20 protein-coding genes are annotated in these 21,099 nt (G+C 42.1%); 7 read left to right on the top strand and 13 right to left on the bottom strand.

The window, feature by feature from the left end; all coding sequences use genetic code 11:
* Nucleotides 1-3: 3 nt before the first annotated feature.
* The 4 genes from pdhC to AC0OMU_RS04490 all read right to left on the bottom strand — a co-directional run bounded on the left by pdhC (nt 4) and on the right by AC0OMU_RS04490 (nt 4,638).
* Nucleotides 4-1,332: a pyruvate dehydrogenase complex dihydrolipoyllysine-residue acetyltransferase gene (pdhC, locus tag AC0OMU_RS04505; protein ID WP_003232311.1), complete on the bottom strand. Its 1,329-nt coding sequence runs from the start codon at nt 1,330-1,332 to the stop codon at nt 4-6.
* A 114-nt stretch (nt 1,333-1,446) separates the two neighbouring features.
* Nucleotides 1,447-2,424, bottom strand: a complete 978-nt coding sequence (gene pdhB, locus AC0OMU_RS04500; protein ID WP_014113660.1) for a pyruvate dehydrogenase complex E1 component subunit beta — start codon at nt 2,422-2,424, stop codon at nt 1,447-1,449.
* A 3-nt stretch (nt 2,425-2,427) separates the two neighbouring features.
* Nucleotides 2,428-3,543, bottom strand: a complete 1,116-nt coding sequence (gene pdhA, locus AC0OMU_RS04495) for a pyruvate dehydrogenase (acetyl-transferring) E1 component subunit alpha (protein WP_003222294.1) — start codon at nt 3,541-3,543, stop codon at nt 2,428-2,430.
* A 423-nt stretch (nt 3,544-3,966) separates the two neighbouring features.
* Nucleotides 3,967-4,638 carry a YkyA family protein gene (locus AC0OMU_RS04490; RefSeq protein WP_014476698.1) on the bottom strand — a complete coding sequence of 224 codons (672 nt, stop codon included), beginning with the start codon at nt 4,636-4,638 and terminating at the stop codon, nt 3,967-3,969.
* A 213-nt stretch (nt 4,639-4,851) separates the two neighbouring features.
* Between AC0OMU_RS04490 and AC0OMU_RS04485 the strand changes: the two genes are divergently transcribed.
* Nucleotides 4,852-5,010 carry a YjcZ family sporulation protein gene (locus AC0OMU_RS04485; RefSeq protein WP_003232317.1) on the top strand — a complete coding sequence of 53 codons (159 nt, stop codon included), beginning with the start codon at nt 4,852-4,854 and terminating at the stop codon, nt 5,008-5,010.
* Nucleotides 5,011-5,119: 109 nt separating this feature from the next.
* On the top strand, nt 5,120-5,674 hold the full coding sequence (def, locus tag AC0OMU_RS04480) for a peptide deformylase (protein WP_003245474.1): 555 nt from the start codon (nt 5,120-5,122) through the stop codon (nt 5,672-5,674).
* Between the two features lie 134 nt (nt 5,675-5,808).
* On the opposite strand, the gene AC0OMU_RS04475 is transcribed toward def, so the two are convergent.
* On the bottom strand, nt 5,809-7,161 hold the full coding sequence (locus AC0OMU_RS04475) for an IS1182 family transposase (RefSeq protein WP_015483356.1): 1,353 nt from the start codon (nt 7,159-7,161) through the stop codon (nt 5,809-5,811).
* 128 nt (nt 7,162-7,289) lie between these two features.
* On the bottom strand, nt 7,290-8,063 hold the full coding sequence (locus AC0OMU_RS04470; RefSeq protein WP_015483182.1) for a Cof-type HAD-IIB family hydrolase: 774 nt from the start codon (nt 8,061-8,063) through the stop codon (nt 7,290-7,292).
* A 385-nt stretch (nt 8,064-8,448) separates the two neighbouring features.
* On the opposite strand from AC0OMU_RS04470, the gene rnpZA reads away from it, so the two are divergent.
* Nucleotides 8,449-8,658 (top strand): RNA polymerase subunit omega 1, encoded by a 210-nt coding sequence (gene rnpZA, locus AC0OMU_RS04465; protein WP_003222303.1) that lies wholly within the window; start codon nt 8,449-8,451, stop codon nt 8,656-8,658.
* Nucleotides 8,659-8,663: 5 nt separating this feature from the next.
* Complete coding sequence (gene rnjA / locus AC0OMU_RS04460) at nt 8,664-10,331, top strand: ribonuclease J1 (RefSeq protein ID WP_003245660.1); 1,668 nt, start codon at nt 8,664-8,666, stop codon at nt 10,329-10,331.
* Between the two features lie 33 nt (nt 10,332-10,364).
* On the opposite strand, the gene ade is transcribed toward rnjA, so the two are convergent.
* The 5 genes from ade to abhA all read right to left on the bottom strand — a co-directional run bounded on the left by ade (nt 10,365) and on the right by abhA (nt 15,579).
* Nucleotides 10,365-12,098: an adenine deaminase gene (gene ade, locus AC0OMU_RS04455; RefSeq protein WP_474240933.1), complete on the bottom strand. Its 1,734-nt coding sequence runs from the start codon at nt 12,096-12,098 to the stop codon at nt 10,365-10,367.
* A 155-nt stretch (nt 12,099-12,253) separates the two neighbouring features.
* Complete coding sequence (gene ktrC / locus AC0OMU_RS04450; protein WP_003222311.1) at nt 12,254-12,919, bottom strand: Ktr system potassium transporter KtrC; 666 nt, start codon at nt 12,917-12,919, stop codon at nt 12,254-12,256.
* A gap of 62 nt (nt 12,920-12,981) precedes the next feature.
* Nucleotides 12,982-13,809 carry a gamma-glutamylcyclotransferase family protein gene (locus AC0OMU_RS04445; protein WP_309529626.1) on the bottom strand — a complete coding sequence of 276 codons (828 nt, stop codon included), beginning with the start codon at nt 13,807-13,809 and terminating at the stop codon, nt 12,982-12,984.
* A 15-nt stretch (nt 13,810-13,824) separates the two neighbouring features.
* Nucleotides 13,825-15,111, bottom strand: coding sequence for a two-component sensor histidine kinase KinC (gene kinC, locus AC0OMU_RS04440; protein ID WP_003232333.1), 1,287 nt, complete (start codon nt 15,109-15,111; stop codon nt 13,825-13,827).
* Nucleotides 15,112-15,300: 189 nt separating this feature from the next.
* Entirely contained in the window at nt 15,301-15,579 is a 279-nt protein-coding gene (gene abhA, locus AC0OMU_RS04435) for a transcriptional regulator AbhA (protein ID WP_003244728.1), read from the bottom strand.
* 283 nt (nt 15,580-15,862) lie between these two features.
* On the opposite strand from abhA, the gene mreBH reads away from it, so the two are divergent.
* The 3 genes from mreBH (at nt 15,863) to AC0OMU_RS04420 (ending at nt 18,446) form a co-directional block, all read left to right on the top strand.
* On the top strand, nt 15,863-16,870 hold the full coding sequence (gene mreBH, locus AC0OMU_RS04430) for a cell shape-determining protein MreBH (protein ID WP_003245743.1): 1,008 nt from the start codon (nt 15,863-15,865) through the stop codon (nt 16,868-16,870).
* 100 nt (nt 16,871-16,970) lie between these two features.
* Entirely contained in the window at nt 16,971-17,105 is a 135-nt protein-coding gene (locus AC0OMU_RS04425; protein ID WP_003238865.1) for a protein YkpC, read from the top strand.
* A gap of 108 nt (nt 17,106-17,213) precedes the next feature.
* Complete coding sequence (locus tag AC0OMU_RS04420; RefSeq protein ID WP_181219086.1) at nt 17,214-18,446, top strand: aminopeptidase; 1,233 nt, start codon at nt 17,214-17,216, stop codon at nt 18,444-18,446.
* A gap of 33 nt (nt 18,447-18,479) precedes the next feature.
* Here the strand turns inward: AC0OMU_RS04420 and AC0OMU_RS04415 are convergent, their stop codons facing one another.
* On the bottom strand, nt 18,480-19,391 hold the full coding sequence (locus AC0OMU_RS04415; protein WP_251218379.1) for a ketopantoate reductase family protein: 912 nt from the start codon (nt 19,389-19,391) through the stop codon (nt 18,480-18,482).
* A 57-nt stretch (nt 19,392-19,448) separates the two neighbouring features.
* Nucleotides 19,449-21,071, bottom strand: a complete 1,623-nt coding sequence (locus AC0OMU_RS04410; RefSeq protein ID WP_327830076.1) for an ATP-binding cassette domain-containing protein — start codon at nt 21,069-21,071, stop codon at nt 19,449-19,451.
* Between the last annotated feature and the right edge of the window lie 28 nt (nt 21,072-21,099).

Here is a 21,099-nt window from a genome sequence, read left to right as displayed (position 1 = left end):
ACATTACGCCTCCATTAAAATTAATTGTGGATCGTTCAGTAAACGCTTGATGTGATTTAATGCATTTTGCGCAGTTGCTCCGTCGATCATACGGTGGTCGAAGCTGAGAGAAAGAGCTAAGACTGGAGCTGCTACGATTTCGCCATCACGAACAATCGCTTTTTCTGCAATGCGTCCGATACCAAGAATCGCAACTTCTGGATGGTTGATAACCGGAGTGAACCATTGTCCGCCGGCAGAACCGATGTTTGTAATTGTGCAAGATGCGCCTTTCATTTCAGCTGGAGCAAGCTTGCCTTCACGAGCTTTTGTTGCAAGGCCATTGATCTCATCAGAAATTTCAAAGACAGATTTACGATCTGCATTTTTCACAACCGGTACAAGCAAGCCTTTTTCAGTGTCAGCAGCGATACCGATGTTGAAGTAATGTTTTTGGATGACTTCATCTGTTTTATCGTCAATTGACGTGTTTAAAACAGGGAATTTTTTCAGTGCAGATGTAAGAGCTTTTACAACGTAAGGCAAGTAAGTCAGCTTGATTCCTTGATCAGCAGCAACCTGTTTGAACTGTTTACGATGTGCAACAAGGTTTGTTACGTCCACTTCGTCCATTAACGTTACGTGAGGAGCAGTGTGTTTAGAGTTAACCATCGCTTTTGCAATTGCTTTACGGATACCGCTCATTTTTTCGCGTGTTTCTGGGAATTCGCCCTCTGGAGCTGGTGCAGCAGCCGGTTTAGCAGCTGTTTCTTGTGGTGCAGCTGTTTCTTGCGGCGCAGCTTCTTGCGCTCCTCCGTTTACAAAGCTGTCGATATCTTCTTTTACAACACGTCCGTTGTTGCCTGAACCAGTAACCTTACGGATGTCTACACCTTTTTCACGAGCATATTTACGTACGGAAGGCATAGCGATCACGCGTTTGTTCGGGTCAACTTCAGCTTGGTCCTGCTGTCCTGCGCCCGTAGCTTTAGCAGGCTCTTGAGCTTGCTCTTCTTTCGCAACGTCTTGTCCAGCTTCTGCAGTTGACTGAACTTGTGCTTCAGTTTTCGCATCGTCAGACTCATCGCTGCCTTTAAATTGAAGATCTTCGTAACCAGGTGCATCAAACGTAATAATCGTTTGTCCAACAGTTGCAACCGTTCCCTCTTCAACTTTTAATTCTAATACTTTTCCTTTAACAGGTGAAGGAATTTCTACTACTGCTTTATCATTTTGGACTTCAGCCAGTACATCATCTTCGTCTACCTCGTCGTTAGGCTTGACAAACCATTTTACGATTTCGCCTTCGTGGATACCTTCCCCGATATCTGGAAGTTTAAATTCAAATGCCACAGTTCTCGACCTCCTAGTTTGATTAAGCAATTTTAAAGTTTACATCGTAAGCATTGAAAACAGATATATAATAGAGGGAAAACGTTCAGCTTCCCTCTCGATTATGCAGTTTGATTAAAATTCAAGCACTTTTCTTGCTGTTTCAAGAACGTCTTTATGGTTTGGAAGCCATACGCTCTCCGCTTGAGAGAAAGGAAATACTGTATCTGGCGCTGCAACGCGAAGTACAGGTGCTTCCAAGCTCAGGATCGCACGGTCATTAATTTCTGCTACTACGTTTGCAGCAATACCGGCTTGTTTTTGTGCCTCTTGAACGACAATCGCGCGTCCTGTTTTTTCTACAGAAGCGATAATAGTATCGATATCAAGTGGGCTTACTGTACGAAGGTCGACAACTTCAGCAGAAATGCCGTCTTTTTCAAGCTCCTCAGCAGCTTTTAATGATTCATGAACCATTGCGCCGTAAGTGATGATTGAAAGATCAGTACCTTCACGTTTCACGTCAGCTTTTCCAAGCTCAATTGTGTATTCTTCTTCAGGAACTTCCTGACGGAAAGAACGGTAAAGCTTCATGTGCTCTAAGAAGACAACAGGATCATTGTCTCTGATCGCAGAAATTAAAAGTCCCTTGGCATCGTAAGGAGTTGATGGAATAACAACTTTGATACCAGGCTGTTGTGCAACAAGACCTTCTAAGCTGTCAGCGTGAAGTTCAGGAGTATGAACACCGCCGCCGAAAGGAGAACGAATTGTTACAGGTGAAGTCCAGCGTCCGCCAGAACGGTAGCGCATACGAGCCATTTGGCCAGAAACTGAATCCATTACTTCATAAACAAATCCGAAGAATTGGATTTCCATTACCGGACGGAAGCCGTTTAAGCCTAAACCAAGGGCAAGACCGCCGATACCAGATTCAGCAAGTGGCGTGTCAAACACACGGTCTTCACCGAATTCTTTTTGCAATCCTTCTGTCGCACGGAATACGCCGCCGTTTACACCAACGTCTTCTCCGAAAACTAAGACATTTTCGTCATTTTTCAGTTCTGTGCGTAACGCATCCGTGATTGCTTGAATCATTGTCATTTGCGCCATGGCTTACTTCGACTCCTTCTGTGTATAAATTTCAAATTGCTCCTCAAGGTTGTGAGGCATTTTTTCGTACATGATTTTCATTAAATCAGTTACTTTTTGCTTCGGTTCAGCATCAGCTTTTTTGATCGCTTGCTTAATTTCTTCTTTCGCATCCTCAATTACTTTTGCTTCTTCTTCTTCAGACCATAAGCCTTTGTTTTCAAGGAACGCACGGAAACGTACAAGCGGATCTTTTTGTTCCCACTCATTTTCGATTTCTTTTGTACGATATTTAGTAGGATCGTCACCAGCCATTGTGTGCGGGCCATAACGGAATGTAAGTGTTTCAATTAGTGTTGGACCTTCGCCGTTGATTGCGCGCTCGCGTGCTTCAGCAGTTGCTGCGTATACAGCAAGCGGATCCATTCCGTCTACTTGTACGCCGACAATACCGGCAGCTACAGCTTTTTGTGCAATTGTTTCAGCTGCAGATTGTTTTTCAACAGGAGTTGAAATCGCGTAACGGTTGTTTTGCACCACGAAGATTGCAGGTGCTTTATAAGCTCCGGCAAAGTTAATTCCTTCGTAGAAGTCCCCTTGAGAAGCTCCGCCGTCACCAGTGTAAGTGATTGCGACAGCTTTCTTACCGCGTTTTTTAAGACCTAGCGCAACACCGGCAGTTTGAATGTATTGAGCACCGATAATGATTTGTGGAGAAAGGGCATTCACATCATCAGGCATTTGGTTTCCTCTGAAATGTCCGCGAGAGAAAAGAAACGCTTGATATAATGGAAGGCCGTGCCAAATTAACTGAGGCACATCACGGTATCCAGGAAGAACAAAGTCTTCTTTTTCAAGCGCGAAATGCGTTGCAATCTGAGAAGCTTCTTGACCCGCAGTAGGAGCGTAAAATCCGAGACGTCCTTGACGGTTTAATGAGATAGAGCGTTGGTCAAGCACACGCGTAAATACCATGCGGCGCATTAGCTCTTTTAATTGATCATCAGTTAAATCAGGCATCGCCGCTTCATTCACGACTTCTCCCTTTTCATTTAAAATTTGGAACGTTTCGAACTGCTTTTTAATGGCATCAAATTGCTTCTTACTGTCAACGATAGCTTTTTTCGTTTTTGCAGCCATACTAAGTCACCTCTTCCTTTCTTTTAAACAGTCATTAGACGTGCATTCCTTTTATACATACAAACTTAGGGTACCCTAAAGTATCAGCAGTAAGTCGTATTATATTTTAGCCGATCCCCAGTTTGCCAAAACCTTTTATGTAGGATAGTTACACTCTGCTTTGAACTGTATTATTTCGAAGTTGTAAAAAACTAATACAACACCGCTTAACATGGATTAGTTTACACCAAATAAAGAAGAACCGTCAATCGTTTTCATCGCTGATTTTCAATAAATGTATTCGCTTTACATTTTCAACAAAAAAACAGATGCCAACCGCACCCAAAACTGTACTAGTATACCTTACTATACTGTACTACAATAGAAATGAAAATTTTGAACGAAATCCGAATCGCATTTCATTCAAAAAAAGAGCTGATCGAGTCAGCTCTTTTTCACACGATAGCCTGCAGCATCATATAAATCTTCCCGGGCTTTATTATATTTTTCGGTTTGTTCATTAAATTCTCCGCTATATTTAAGGATCTTTTCATAAGAAGCATTGACTTTATCGATCTGCTGATCCAGATCATCTCTTGTCAAATCTTTGTCTTTCAGCTGCATATACAGTTTTTTATTAAGCTCAAGCGCTTTTTTATACTCTTTATACATAGTGCCATATGATGTATATCTTTTCTCCATATGGTTTGCTGCGGCATCGGCCTTTTCTTTTATGTCTTTTTCCTTAATATGTTCCGCTGACGTTTTTGCTTCCTCAAATTCTGTTTCCGATTTTTTCATGCTGTCATTTTCAAGCTTTAGGTGTTCTTCGCGCTTGCTGACATTTTCAAGCGCCTTATTAGATAAAGCAACAATTTTTTTATAATCATCCATATTGAGCTTCATAACACTATCGTAAAGCTGATTTTCTTTGGCCTCTAATTCTTTGAGTGTTTTTTGTTCTTCTTGAAACGGCTTTTCCGATTCCGCGGCTTTTTCTAATGAATGATGAAGTGAATCAACCGGGTCCTGTCCCATGCATCCTGTTAATATCAGTGCCATGGCACAAAAAGCTCCGATCTTCATTCCAGGCCGCCGTTTTATTGCGTCTTTCACGTTAAATCCCCCAATCTTGACAATTTCTACTATAGAATCCATGGGGACATTTGGCAATAGTCGTGCTGTATTAATGCAATACTGAAATTAAATCAAAAAAGTGAAAAATCAGGACAGATGACCATACAATTTTTTTGTTTTTACATAGGTTATATTAGACGCTATGCCTACTTATAAAGGCTCTGGCGTAATTAAAAGAGGAGGTTATGTAATATGTATGGATATGGTTACGGCGGAGGCTGCTGCAGTTATGGTGGTTACGGATATGGTGGCTGCGGATATGGCTACGGCCGCACCTTTGCGCTAATCGTTGTTTTATTCATTCTGTTAATCATTGTCGGAGCTGCTTATTTAGGCGGAGGCTGTTGCTAACCACACAGCATGAAATTGACCAGCCATATACGGCTGGTCATTCGTTTCGTTGCACCTTTGTGAAGAAATCCGATATAATTTACATATTAAGCTTTAGGAGTGAAGTTTCTTGATTACTATGGAAAACATCGTACGTGACGGCCATCCAGCCCTCAGAGAGACTGCCGAACCTGTTGAGCTGCCTCCAACTGATGCAGAAAAACAGCAGCTGGCCGACATGATCGAATTTGTTAAAAACAGCCAAAATCCGGAATTAGCCGAAAAATACAAGCTGCGCCCTGGCGTAGGGCTCGCAGCTCCTCAAATTAATATCAAAAAACGAATGATCGCCGTTCATGCGGAAGATGCTTCCGGTAAATTATACAGCTATGCTCTGTTTAATCCTAAGATCGTCAGCCATTCAGTTGAAAAAAGCTACTTAACAAGCGGCGAGGGCTGCCTCTCTGTAGATGAAGCCATTCCCGGTTATGTTCCCCGCTATGCTCGCATCAGAGTAAAAGGAACAACACTAGAAGGCGAAAATATTGATATTCGTTTAAAAGGATTTCCGGCTATTGTGTTTCAGCATGAGATCGATCATTTGAACGGCGTTATGTTCTATGATCATATTGATAAGGAAAATCCTTTCAAAGAACCTGAAAATGCAATCGCAATTGAGCGCTAATAGAAAAACGGCTGGCACAATGCCAGCCGTCAGCTTGTAGAGAAAACGATGTTTTTTCTACAAGCTTTTTTGTTGTGTGCTGTTTCTTTAGATTTTCAGCTGATTTCAAAAACAGAAAAAGAGCTCCCACATACCTAGCTCTGCTTGGCTAGGTATGTGGCAATCTTCTTCATGTTCTGGCATGCGGCTGTGAGGAGAACTTGTTCGCTCACATTCCGTTTTCCCCTCAACCTGCAATAGCGAAGCCCGTGCAGTTGTTTTGAATCTGCAAAGCTTCGCTCTATTTTTTCTTTTCTTTTTTTGTAGAGGTTTTTTCCTGAAACAGACAAGCGATTTTGCCTGATCTTTTCTTTGTGGTCTTCCCATACATGCCGGGTGATGACTTTCTGATGTTTTTTTGATTTTGTGCAGTTTTCAAGAAAAGGGCATGAGGAACATGTTTCAGGATTTGATTTATATGACCTGTATCCTTTTCGGTCAGTTGTTGAGTATGTGAGTGTTTGCTGGTTCGGGCAAATGTACCTGTCTTTTTCAATGTCGTAATGAAATTTCCATTTTGGAAACAAGCCTCTAGTAGGGTGATATCGTCTGTGGGCAATGACGCCAAAAATATGACGGTCAGATAATCCTTTACAGATAGGAGCTGTTAAATATCCGGAATCAAGGGCGACAGCTTCTACTTGAAAACCAAATCGTGCGATTTGGTGATCTAATCGGTCAAGATAAGGCACAGAATCATGGAGATTTCCCGGTGTGACGTGGGCATCGGTGATAATGTTGTATTTCATATCCGTTGTGCGGTGATCTAAATAGAAAAAACCTTCTGGTTTGTTTTCGCGATACAGATATCCACTTTCGGGATCAGTTGTACTGTGGCGGATCTCTTTTTCAGCTTTCACCTCCTCTTTGACTATTAGTGGCTTTTTTCCGTGTTCCTCTCGATCTTCTTGGATGGCTTCATTTAAATCTTTGATATAGTTTTGTGTATCCTGTTCAATCGTTTTTCTTGTGTATTTATGCTTGTTGGCATTGGCTTTAAGGTGAGTGGAATCGGTGAATAGGACACGTCCGCCCACCATGTCATGATTGATGGCCTGAAGAACGATCTCATCAAAAATATCTTGGAAGATGGTTGTATCTTTAAAACGTGTGCGTCTGTTCCAGCTGATGGTGGAGTGGTGCGGAACTGGATCGTTTATGTTCAATCCGAGAAACCATCTGTACGCCATATTGTAGTAAATTTCTTTTTCGAGCTGTCTTTCTGAACGGATACCATAGAGGTATCCGATAAACATCATTTTGAATAAAATCAGCGGATCAAGTGAGGGGCGGCCTTTGTTTTCACTGTAGTAAGGCTTAACCTTTTCAATGATAAAAGAGAAGTCTATGTATTTATCGATTTTTCGAAGCAGATGATCCTCTTCGACAAGTTGGTCGAGAAGAACAAATTCGGCTGCGTTTTGAGAAGAATTTCTTGTGTGGAACATGGGAAAGACACCGTCCTTTTGAAGTCTTTCTTTTATTTTATTACAGAAGAATGGATATTTTAAGAAAAAATAAAGGCTGTCGAGATTTTCTCGACAGCCTGACGGCTGGCACAATGCCAGCCGTTTCTTTATTTTAAAAGGCCCAATTCTTTGACAGCGTATGTAATTCCATCCTCGTCCACCGGCTTTGTTACAAAGTCCGCGATTTCTTTCAGTTCGGGAACAGCATTTCCCATAGCAACGCCTGTCCCTACATATTCAATCATTTGCAGATCATTTAATCCGTCGCCGAAAGCATATGTATCGCCGATATCAAACGGAAGACGCTCAATCACTTTTTTGATTCCTTCTGCCTTAGAACCTCCGTGCGGCAGAACATCAGTCGATAGCTCATGCCAGCGAACTAGATCAAACTCAGGAAAAGCGGCATAGGCTTTTTCTTCTTCATCCTGACAAAATAAAAGAAGCTGAAAAATTTCTTTTCCTTCATAAAAAAGGTCATCGGTCTCTGGGTAATCGGTTTTAAGGCTGCCGATTCCCTCGAGAACATGAGGGTGATCCGCAACAGTCGCTTTCATCGTGTCCTCAGCCATAAACACAACAGGATGCTTGCCTTCATCCGCCTGCTTTAATAATCGCCTAATTGCATCTTCAGACAGCGGATTTTTATAAATCACTTGATTTTCAAAGACAACAAACTGTCCATTGTAGGAAATAAATGAGTGGATGCCCAGCTCCTCCAAAATCGGCTTAACCAAAAATGGAGACCGGCCGCTGGCAATAAACACATGATGCCCTTGGCGCTGCAGCTCCGCCACGGTTTTTCTCGTACTTTCCGGTATATTCTTATCATGATCATATATTGTGCCGTCAATATCAAAAAAGATTAATTTAGAATCCATCGCAACTTCCCCTTTATCGTCTTGGTCTGCAATTCCCACCCTCATCATACAAAAAGATTGTCATTCAGCAAACAATTTCGTTCAAAAATCATATTAAATTCCATTAATAACCACGAAAAGTCTTCCTCAATCTCCGTATACTATTTGTATAAAAGAACTCTGGGACAAATATTTTAATAAAGGAGGAACTGGCTAATGCTGCGTAAATTAAGAAAAAAACTCAGAAGACAATGGAACGGAATGCTCCGCAAGAAAGCAATTGCCTGACAAGGGATCTTTCACTTTTTGAGAGATCCTTATTTTGCTCAAGGCTTTCCTTATATTCCGTTTTCGAATATAATAGAATGAGCGAGTCTAACATACGGCATTTAAGGAGAGATTTGGAATGATTTATAAGGTATTTTATCAAGAGAAGGCTGACGAAGTACCTGTTCGGGAAAAGACAGATTCACTTTATATTGAAGGCGTATCTGAGCGTGACGTCAGAACAAAGCTGAAAGAAAAGAAATTTAATATTGAGTTTATTACACCTGTTGATGGTGCATTCTTAGAATATGAACAACAGAGCGAAAATTTTAAAGTATTGGAGTTATGAGCGGTATGAAATTTGTAAAAAATGATCAGACTGCTGTTTTCGCCCTCGGAGGTTTGGGCGAAATCGGTAAAAATACGTACGCGGTGCAATTCCAGGATGAAATTGTGCTGATTGATGCGGGGATCAAGTTTCCCGAGGACGAACTGCTCGGAATTGACTACGTCATCCCTGATTATACGTATTTAGTCAAAAACGAAGATAAAATTAAAGGGCTTTTTATCACCCACGGGCACGAAGACCACATCGGCGGTATTCCATACCTGCTCAGACAAGTGAATATTCCTGTATACGGCGGAAAACTCGCGATCGGCTTACTTCGGAATAAACTTGAAGAGCATGGTTTATTGAGACAGACGAAACTGAACATTATCGGCGAGGATGATATTGTAAAGTTCCGCAAAACGGCTGTGTCATTCTTCAGAACAACACACAGTATTCCGGATTCCTACGGCATTGTTGTAAAAACGCCGCCCGGAAACATCGTACATACTGGGGATTTCAAATTCGATTTTACTCCAGTCGGCGAGCCGGCAAACTTAACGAAAATGGCCGAAATCGGTAAAGAAGGCGTTTTGTGCCTTCTTTCAGACAGCACAAACAGTGAAAATCCGGAGTTTACCATGTCTGAGCGCCGTGTAGGAGAAAGCATTCATGACATTTTCCGCAAGGTGGACGGCCGAATTATCTTCGCTACATTTGCGTCGAATATTCACCGCTTGCAGCAGGTAATTGAAGCTGCTGTACAAAATGGAAGAAAAGTTGCCGTATTTGGACGCAGTATGGAATCGGCTATCGAAATTGGACAGACACTCGGTTATATTAACTGTCCTAAAAATACGTTTATTGAGCATAACGAAATCAATCGTATGCCTGCTAATAAAGTAACAATTTTATGTACAGGAAGCCAAGGGGAACCAATGGCGGCGTTATCAAGAATTGCAAACGGCACACACCGCCAAATTTCAATCAATCCTGGGGATACAGTCGTATTTTCTTCATCCCCTATTCCAGGCAACACAATCAGCGTGAGTCGAACAATCAACCAGCTGTATCGTGCGGGTGCTGAGGTTATTCACGGCCCTCTTAACGATATCCATACATCCGGTCACGGCGGACAGGAAGAACAGAAGCTGATGCTTCGTTTAATCAAGCCTAAATTCTTCATGCCGATTCACGGTGAGTACAGAATGCAAAAGATGCATGTCAAGCTTGCAACAGATTGTGGCATCCCAGAGGAAAACTGCTTTATCATGGATAATGGTGAAGTATTAGCGCTTAAAGGCGATGAGGCTTCAGTTGCAGGAAAAATCCCGTCCGGTTCAGTGTACATTGACGGAAGCGGTATCGGTGATATTGGCAATATCGTACTTCGTGATCGCAGAATTCTCTCTGAAGAAGGACTTGTCATCGTTGTTGTCAGCATTGACATGGACGACTTCAAGATTTCAGCGGGTCCAGATTTGATTTCCAGAGGATTTGTGTACATGAGAGAATCTGGCGACTTGATCAACGACGCTCAAGAGCTCATTTCAAATCACTTACAAAAAGTAATGGAACGAAAAACGACTCAATGGTCTGAAATCAAAAACGAGATTACAGACACTCTTGCGCCTTTCTTGTACGAAAAAACAAAGCGCCGTCCAATGATCCTGCCGATCATTATGGAGGTTTAAAAAAAGAGGCACTCCCTAAGGGAGTGCCTCTTTTTATTGCAGTGATATGTGTTGAAATGATTTTACATCGAATAATCCCTTAGTCGTCATTTTAATATCAGGAATGACAGGCAACGCTAAAAACGACAATGTCAAAAATGGATTAAATCCGCCTGTGAAACCGATTAACGGCAATTTATCATGCAGCGTCAGCAAGCTTTGATTCACTTGCTCTGCAGATTGGTCGGATAATAACCCTGCAATCGGCAGCGGTACTGAATGGAGCTCTTCCCCATTTTTTATAATCGTTAATCCTCCGCCAATTTCCTGCAGCTTATTAACTGCCGCTGCGATATCCTCATCATCCGTTCCGACGGCAATAATATTATGGGAGTCGTGTGAAATGGTTGTGGCAATCGCTCCGCTCTTGAATCCAAAACCTTTCACAACACCAAGTCCGGTTTCTTTTAATCCTTTATGCCGCTCGACAACTGCAATCTTTAACAAATCAAGCTCAGTGTCAGGCTCAAATTCACGGGCATCAGGAGCCGGAACTTGTACTAATCGTGTTTCAAGCTGATTTGGTATGATTTGAATGGCATTGATCTGCTGCTCTGAATTGATTGGCATATGAAAATCCTGTTTGTTAAGAGGAGCAGCAAGCTTAACAGAATCAAGCAGTGCCTGATCTGGTGCTGCAGTTGAAGCATGATCCTGATAGACCGCTTTGCTGTCTTCAGCAACAGTCTGCCCTTTTACCATCGTCATTGTGACAGTGACATTTTCCAGATCAGATACAAAGAGCAAATCAGCGTCAAAACCCGGGGCAATCGCTCCCTTTGTATCTAATCCGTAGCATTCGGCTGCATTGAGGCTTCCTAGCTGATAGGCTAAAAACGGATTAAGTCCGGCTTGAATCGCCATTTTTACCTGATGGTTTACACTTCCCTCTGACAATAAATCATCCACATGCTTATCATCCGTACAGAAAAAGAACCGGCGTGCGTTCTTTTCATTTACCGCCGGCAGCACATTGAGCGTGTTTTTGGCGACTGATCCTTCACGCATCATGACATACATGCCTCTTCTGATACGATCAAGGGCTTCTTCCTTCGATGTTACTTCATGGTCGTTTAAGACAAATGCGGTTCTGTAAATGTTAATGAGGTCTGTTGATAAACCAGCTAAATGACCGTCTATCCTTTTTCCTGCAACACGGGCATCGAGCAGTTTCTGAACCATGTCTTCTTCAGCCTGATGAACCGACACATAATCCATAACTTCAGCCAGCCCTAATACTTCTTCTTCTTCATAAAAAGACTTGAGATCGGCAGCTTTGAGAATTGCGCCTGATCGCTCAAAACTTGCGGCAGGCACACTGGAAGGAAGCATAAAATGGATATTCAGCGGTGTATGCCGAGCTTGTTTAAGCATAAACACAATCCCTCTTTCACCAGACACATTCGCGATCTCATGAGGATCTGTAACAACCGTCGTCACGCCATGAGGCAACACTGCTTTAGCGAACTCAATCGGTGTAACCATTGATGACTCAATATGTACATGTCCATCAATAAAACCCGGAACAATCATTTGTCCCTCTGCATCAATGATATTTTCGCCTTCATACTCACCGAGGCCTACAATAACTCCATCTGTAATCGCAATATCTTCATATATCCATTCTTGATTATATACGTCCATGATTTTTCCGTTCTTAATGACGATATCAGCTTTTTGTCTTTTGGCTGAAGCATTCAGCCTATTGACTAGCGCTTCTTTATTCAAATAGGCCCCTCCTCTTTTTTATTATATGGTACAATATGCTATCGGAACGCCTGTGCTTAGTCAATGAAATTTTAAGAAATTGACGCTCAGTTCATTAAAGTTGTTATATTCTGATAATATGAAAAACCGCCCTTTGAGGACGGCTTATTTGGCTGCTATTTTGTATGAAGAACTCTTTTTTCGAAACGGGAGATGTCTGTAACTGATCCAATAACAATGAGTATATCTTCTTGGTGGATGACTTCGGTTGCAAGCGGTGATACGATGACTTCCTTGCCCCTTTTTATGGCTACGATGTTAATACCGTATTTTGCGCGAATATCTAAATCGAGAAGCGTATTTCCAGCCAGGCGGCTGTTAGCTACGATTTCAACAAGACTATGCTCTTCAGACAGCTCCAAATAGTCAAGTACATTGTTGGACACGATATTATGCGCAATTCGTTTTGCCATATCGCGTTCCGGGTGGACGATGTGATCCGCACCAATTTTAGACAGCACTTTTTCGTGATAATCGTTCTGCGCTTTAACTGTAATCGTATGGACGCCAAGTTCTTTCAGAATGAGTGTCGTTAAAATACTCGCTTGAATATTTTCCCCGATTGCTACAATAACGTGGTCAAAATTTCGCAGGCCTAAATTTTTCAGGACAGATTCGTCTGTCGAATCACCGATAACTGCGTGAGATGCAATCTTGGCATACTCGTTGACTTTATCTTCATCGATATCCATTGCCATAACCTCGACGCCTTCTTCGCTTAATGCTTTGCAAATACTGCCACCAAAACGGCCCAGCCCAATTACCGCAAATTCTTTTTTCATCGTGGTGCTCCTTTATATGACATGATATTGATCAAATTTTATCATATTCTTTTGTTACAGTGTTATCCTTTTGGCAGCGAATTCATATGCCGCTTGAGCTTTTCAGTAAACTCAGGCGACAAATACAGCTCCGCTCCGCGTTCGATTTCAATCTGATAGTGCTGAGGCGGGGCAATTTCCGCTTCTTTTTGGAGAACGAGAAAGGTTAAGCAGTCTTTATAGTGCCTACCACCAGCTTCAACGTCTACAAATGCCGGCCGATACGTAAGAGATTCGACGCCCTCCCTTTTATATAGATAGGAGAGAGCAGAATAAGGAATACGGTATAAAACGCCTTCTGTTGTTCCTCCATCTTCCAACATGTCCGCTCTTGAACCGTCATCCCTTTTTAGCGTGAAGCGGGTTGTGTATCCTTTTAAAACAGCTCTTCCTACTGGATCTTGAAAATAGTGATCGACTCCCGCTTTTTGAAAGCGGGCATTATCCATGCATGATCCATAGGCAAAATAATAAATGGGATTTTTCGATTTGCTGATCATCTGATGTTCTTTCCAGTCGCCGCTGCTTATTTTCGTAAAACCGGCACACCCTTCTTTGTTCATAAAATAAATAAGTGCATTTTTAATCCCGACATCCGTTACTACAAACACCGTTTGTTTATGATATCCTTGAAAAAATTGATCGAGCTTATGTATACACAATTCATCTGCTTCATATACTTCGCCGTATATATAGCCTTCACCATTTAAAACAGCTGTGGGCCCCTCTTTTGCAGCAAACAAACTTCCCTTTGTTCTCGCCTGCTCATTGATACATGCCGATTGTGCCAGCAAATGATGGTTTTTTTCATGCTTTCTTAATGTCCCGTATACAAACAGAAGCGAGTTCACTTTATTTTTCTCCTCTCAGCTGTCTGATTTTAAAGGCAAAACCACTTGAAAGACGCTGCCTTTTCCAGCTTCACTTTCGATTTTCAATTCCCCGTCATGTTCCTTCAGGATTCTCAAACAAATGGGAAGTCCGAGTCCAGTGCCCTTTTCTTTTGTTGAATAAAAAGGTTTGCCAATCTGCTTCAGCTTTTCTTGCGGCATACCGTTTCCTTCATCCTTTACGCTTATCACTGCATGAGAGGCGGTTTTAGCAGTTGAAATGGTTACGACACCGCCCTTTGGCATTGCCTCAATTCCGTTTTTAATGATGTTGATAAAGACCTGCTTCAGCTGATTTTCGTCTCCATTAATCATACAGCCATCTGTCTCTTTGAAATTTTTCTCTATGACGATATTAGACAGAATTGCATTGGTATCAAGCAATGTCGTGACTTGTTTCAAGATCTCATTAAGCTGGTGTGTTTTAAATGTGATTGCCTGCGGTTTTGCAAGCAGCAGCAGCTCGCTGAGCACTAAATCGATTCTTTTAATCTCTGAAAAGATGATGTCAAAATAGTCTTTTCTGTCCGGATATTGTGTTTTCATAATCTGGAGGAAACCGCTGACAGATGTTAAAGGGTTTCTGACCTCATGAGCAATACCTGCGGCAAGTTCACTTGTGATTGATAGTTTCTGGGATTCCCTCGCCAGCCGTTCATTAATCTCAATGAGCTCATCTTCAGCCTCTTTCCGCTCAGTGATATCTGACATTGTACCCAGGCTGCCTGTAAATTGATCATCCCGATCATAGTAAAGTTTATAATGAACTTCTCCCCAAAAAATCGTGCCGTTTTTTGTCACGTATTTTGCCGTAAACATGCCAGAAGACGCTTTGTTTTGGATTTGGGTGTTAATGTGGTCGGCTACATGCTTTTCTTTTATGAAGTAATCGTTATACATTGTTCCCATACATTCACTGATTGAAAAGCCGGTTATTGATGCCCACGCTTGGTTTAAATATGTAATTTCGCCTTTTGCATTCGTTTGAAATACGATTTCCTGCAAATTATCCATGATGCGGTTTTTTTCTTCAGAAAGCTGTTTATACTTCCATTCGTTATCCTTCATTTTCTTAACCAGCTGCTGTTTCTCATCAATATAATAAGCCAGCATCCAGACACTTACCAGCGTGACTGCAGTATACACAATATCAACAGGCCAATTAATCGGGTTTTTGCCTATAAAATAAAATAAATAATCCCAAAACATTATAAAAATCATTGCCAAAATGATGGAAATGATACGAGCTTGATATTTTCTCATATGACCACCTGCCGCTTGTGTTTCTCTACTTATTGTACCATTCTTCGACAAATAATTGAGTAAAATATGTAAAGTATCCCAAATCATTCATTACCAAATATCTTGATGTCTTATCTTAGGCGGCGGTAATCAAAAATTGGCACGCAAAAAAGGCGGAGATGATATCGCTCCGCCTTTTTTAGCATGATTTTATTCTTTTAAAGCGGCTTGAATTTCTTCGAGAAGCAGCTGTGCACCCTCAGGGCTTAGCGTAATTTTACCGTTGCCGTATTCTTTATTTTCTGAAGTGATTTCTCCAGTCATTAAACAAACGCCATGAGGTTTGTACTTTTTCAAGATAATTTTATCTCCGTCAACAAAAAACTCAATGCTGTCTTTTATGGCAATATCCAATGCCCGTCTCAACTCAATCGGCATGACAATGCGGCCTAATTCATCTACTTTTCTCACAACACCTATTGATTTCATAAAAACCCTTCTTCCTTTAAATGTTTCTTTTCTCATGTAATGTTTTAAGGATGTACCTCAATATATCGTAGACGAATGAAACTTTGAAAAAGTTTCCCGCTTTCTATAAGAATTACAAGATATTTTTTCCATAAAACCGAAAAATGTATTACTTCTGTTACACAGTTCCTTGATTTTTTACAAAAACATTTCTTTACCGACGCACACCCCCAAAAATCGCAGTATTTCTGAGAAACTTTAAATGTAGAATCATATTAAATTAGGATAGAGATTGGGTGAAAACATGTTTCAATCAACTGAAATCGGGATTGACTTAGGAACAGCTAATATACTTGTTTACAGCAAAAATAAAGGGATTATCCTAAATGAACCATCTGTTGTCGCAGTGGATACGACGACAAAAGCAGTGCTTGCAATCGGAGCTGACGCGAAAAACATGATCGGTAAAACACCGGGAAAAATTGTCGCTGTCAGACCGATGAAAGATGGCGTGATCGCAGACTATGATATGACAACTGATCTGTTAAAGCACATTATGAAAAAAGCCGCAAAAAGCATCGGCATGTCGTTCAGAAAACCGAACGTAGTCGTTTGCACACCGTCAGGCTCAACAGCAGTAGAACGCCGCGCCATCAGTGACGCGGTGAAAAATTGCGGCGCGAAAAACGTTCATTTAATCGAAGAGCCAGTCGCAGCCGCCATCGGAGCGGATTTACCGGTTGATGAGCCGGTTGCCAATGTGGTAGTAGATATCGGCGGAGGGACGACAGAGGTCGCTATTATTTCCTTCGGCGGCGTTGTTTCCTGCCATTCTATCAGGATCGGCGGAGACCAGCTTGATGAGGATATCGTTTCTTTCGTCCGTAAAAAATACAATTTGCTGATCGGCGAACGCACAGCTGAGCAGGTAAAAATGGAAATTGGCCATGCTCTGATTGAACATATACCAGAGGCAATGGAAATTCGGGGACGCGACCTCGTGACAGGTCTTCCAAAAACCATTATGCTTCAATCCAACGAAATTCAAGATGCAATGCGTGAATCCCTCCTGCATATCCTTGAAGCCATCAGAGCGACACTTGAGGACTGTCCGCCTGAATTGAGCGGAGATATTGTTGATCGCGGCGTTATTTTAACAGGCGGCGGCGCGCTCCTTAATGGAATTAAAGAATGGCTCACAGAAGAGATTGTCGTGCCTGTACACGTGGCGCAAAACCCGCTTGAATCTGTAGCAATTGGCACAGGCCGTTCTTTAGAAGTGATTGATAAGCTTCAAAAGGCAATTAAATAGTCTTTACCCGCAAAATTCTCACACGCGGCGAATTTCTTGCTTCTTTTTTCCTCACTTCCTTCATATTGTGGGAAATGGAGAAACGTTAAGGAGGAAACAGATGCTAAGAGATTTAGGAAGAAGAGTAGCGATCGCAGCCATTTTAAGCGGAATTATTCTTGGAGGCATGAGCATTTCTTTGGCAAATATGCCTCATTCGCCTGCAGGCGGCACTGTAAAACTGAATCATCCATAATATTGAAAAACCCAAGACGTGTCGTTTTGGGTTTTTCACTTTGGGCTCCTTCTTTCCTTTATAGGATCATATTTGATATGATGAGAAAAAAGCTTGGAGGAATGATTCATGGATTCATTTTCACAGAAATTAAATACATATGCACAGCTGGCGGTAGAAGTCGGCGTTAATGTCCAAAAAGGCCAGTATGTAGTCGTAAATGCTTCAACAGACGTTCGGGATTTTGTCCGTTTAATTGTAAAACACGCATATGAAAAAGGCGCAAAAAACGTCACCGTGAATTGGCAGGATGACGAAGTCGCCAAATTAAAATACGAACTAGCGCCGTTTGAATCATTTGAAGAATATCCTGAATGGGAAGCAAAAGGCAGAGAAGAGCTTGCCAAAAATGGAGCTGCTTTCATTTCTGTTGTGTCGTCAAACCCAGACTTGCTAAAAGGTATAGATTCCAAACGGATTGCGGCATTCCAAAAAGCAGCAGGCAAAGCATTACATACATACAGACAATATATTCAATCAGACAAAGTCAGCTGGACTGTCGTAGGTGCGGCTTCAGCAGGCTGGGCTCACAAGGTGTTTCCTGGCAAATCAGAGGAGGAAGCGATCCACCTTCTGTGGGAAGAAATTTTTAAAGCGACGCGCGTAAATGAAGACAACCCGGTTCAGGCGTGGATCAATCATGACCAAAATCTTCATGAAAAAGTTGACCATTTGAACGAGAGACATTACGCTGCCTTACATTATCAAGCTGAAGGAACTGATTTAACAATTAAGCTGCCTAGGAAGCATGTTTGGGCAGGTGCGGGAAGCGTGAATGAAAGCGGCCATGAGTTTATGGCCAATATGCCGACAGAAGAAGTGTTCACGCTGCCGCAAAAAGACGGGGTTGACGGAGTGGTATCAAGCACAAAACCATTAAGCTACGGCGGAAATATTATTGAAAATTTCACCCTGACGTTTGAAAATGGCCGTATAGTCGACATTAAAGCTGAAAAAGGTGAGGATATTTTAAAAGAACTGGTGGAAACAGATGAAGGTTCTCACTATTTAGGTGAAGTGGCACTTGTTCCTTACGATTCACCTATATCACAATCAAACATTCTTTTCTATAACACGCTGTTTGATGAAAACGCGTCAAATCATTTGGCGATCGGAAGCGCCTATGCCTTTAATATTGAAGGCGGAAAGCAGATGTCTCGTGAAGAGCTTGTCAAAGAAGGCCTAAATGAAAGCATTACACACGTGGACTTTATGATCGGTTCTAAGGATATGAATATTGACGGAATTACGGCAGACGGAAAAAGAGAGCCTATCTTCAGAAACGGAAATTGGGCTTTTTAAGCAAATAAAAGGAGGCTTTTCCGCCTCCTTTTTTTATTTTTCTGCTTCATACATTTGCAGATTCGCATAAACGGTTTCTAATACTGGTGCTGCGAGAGATAAACGTTTTGCTTTTTCAAGCAAAAATCCATGCAGGTGGTCGCCTTCTGTCGTTTGGCCGTTTTCCATATCCCGAAGCATGGAGGACTTCATATGGTAAGACATGCTGGTCATCGTACGAAAGCTCTCTTCCTCAAGATCCGGATCAGCCGGAACACCTTCTTTTCGTAAAACAGCGCAAATTTCCCCAATAAGAGTTTGGGCCGTGTGACGTCCGGCTTCTGTGGCGAGGATTGGGCCAAGCGGTCGTTGAAATAACGTTGTGATCCCCGCTTGCGCTGCAATAAAGAGATACTTTTTCCAAATGTCCTTCTCGATATGCCCGCTAATGATGACTTCAGCCTTCACACCTGAAAATGCCTCTTCAAGCGCTCTTATTCGCTCCGTACGCTCGCCGTTCCATTCTCCAAATACAAAACGATGCGATGCGCTCGTATGATGAATTTCTCCTTTGTTGTCTAAAGCACTTTCTATAAAACACAGGCCGCCCAGCACCTGTTCTTTTGAAAATGCCGCAAATAGCTGCTCATAGTGGCGGTACCCATTTAAGAAAGGGATCATGACAGATTCCTGATGGATAAATGGTTTGACATCGTCTATCACTTGGCCAAGCGAGTATGCTTTAGAAGCAATGATAACGACATCAAATTGCCCTGTTTCTCCTGCACTGATTAGTTCGGGCTGAAATGATACATTCCCTTTTTCACTATGGATGACAAGCCCGGTTTCTTTCAGCTGCTCAGCTCTTTTTTGGCGCACAAGAAATGTCACATCATTTCCTTTCTCCGAAAGCCGTGCGCCAATATACCCGCCTACTCCACCTGCTCCGACAACCAAAAATTTCATGTTGTGATCTCCTTTCATATTTAGGTATCAAAAAAAGCAGAGAAATCTCTGCTTTTTTTATTCCGCGTATAGTTCAGTCAATTTTTTCTGCACATCAGCATTTTCAAGGAACTCGTCATAGCTCATTTGCTTATCGACGATGCCGTTAGGTGTAATTTCTATAATTCTGTTGGCAATGGTCTGCACAAACTGATGGTCATGGGAAGTAAACAGCATAGCGCCTTTAAAGCTGATTAAGCCGTTATTGAGCGCTGTAATGGATTCTAGGTCTAAATGGTTGGTCGGCTCATCCAAAATTAAAATATTGGCGCCAGAAAGCATCGCTTTCGACAGCATACAGCGGACCTTTTCTCCCCCGGAGAGTACGTTTGCTTTTTTGTGGACTTCCTCTCCAGAGAACAGCATGCGTCCTAAGAAACCGCGTAAAAAGCTCTCACTTTGGTCGTGCGGAGAATATTGGCGAAGCCAGTCTACAAGGTTCAGATCACTGCCTTCGAAATATTCGCTGTTGTCTTTTGGAAAATACGCTTGAGATGTGGTAACACCCCATTTAAACGTTCCGCTGTCAGCTTCCATTTCCCCGGAAATGATTTTAAACAGCGTAGTCACAGCAAGTTCGTTTCGGCCAGTGAAAGCAATTTTATCTTCTCGATTCATAATAAAGCTGACATTGTCAAGCACCTTTATGCCATCGATTGTTTTTGTTAAACCTTCCACGCGAAGAACATCATTTCCGATTTCCCGTTCCGGCGTGAAGTTAACATAAGGATAGCGGCGGGAAGACGGTTTAATATCATCCAGCGTGATTTTTTCAAGAAGTTTCTTTCTTGATGTAGCCTGCTTAGATTTAGACGCATTGGCGCTGAATCTAGCGACAAACTCTTGAAGCTGTTTAATCTGCTCTTCTTTTTTCTTGTTCGCTTCTTGAGAAAGCTTTAACGCCAGCTGGCTTGACTCGTACCAGAAATCATAGTTTCCGACATAGATTTGAATTTTGTTAAAATCAAGGTCGGCAATATGCGTACATACTTTATTTAAGAAGTGACGGTCATGGGACACGACAATAACTGTGTTTTCAAAGTTAATTAGAAACTCTTCAAGCCACTGGATTGCCTGAAGGTCCAGGTGGTTCGTTGGCTCATCGAGCAGCAGAACATCCGGCTTGCCGAATAATGCCTGTGCCAAGAGAACTTTTACCTTCTCCGAACCGCCGAGGTCTGCCATCTTTTTTGTGTGTAGATCTTCTGAGATACCAAGGCCTTTTAACAGGATCGCAGCTTCACTTTCCGCTTCCCAACCGTTCAGTTCCGCGAATTCACCTTCTAGCTCAGCAGCACGAATCCCATCCTCATCTGAGAAATCAGGCTTCATGTAAATAGCGTCTTTCTCCTGCATGACTTCATACAGGCGTTTGTGGCCCATAATGACCACTTTCAGCACTTCATACTCTTCGTACTCAAAATGGTTCTGCTTCAAGACGGCAAGACGCTCGCCAGGACTCATATGCACGTCGCCTGTCTGAGGCTCGATTTCGCCTGACAGCACCTTTAGAAACGTTGATTTACCGGCACCGTTTGCACCAATTAACCCATAGCAGTTGCCTGGGGTAAATTTAATATTAACATCTTCAAATAACTTGCGATCCGCAAACCGCAAGCTTACATTATTTACAGCAATCATTTATTATCCTCCATCATGTCTATCATCA

The organism is Bacillus sp. FAU18, from assembly GCF_056033885.1.
The sequence above is the reverse complement of the archived record's forward strand: the minus strand, read 5'-3'. Positions and strand labels throughout refer to the sequence as shown.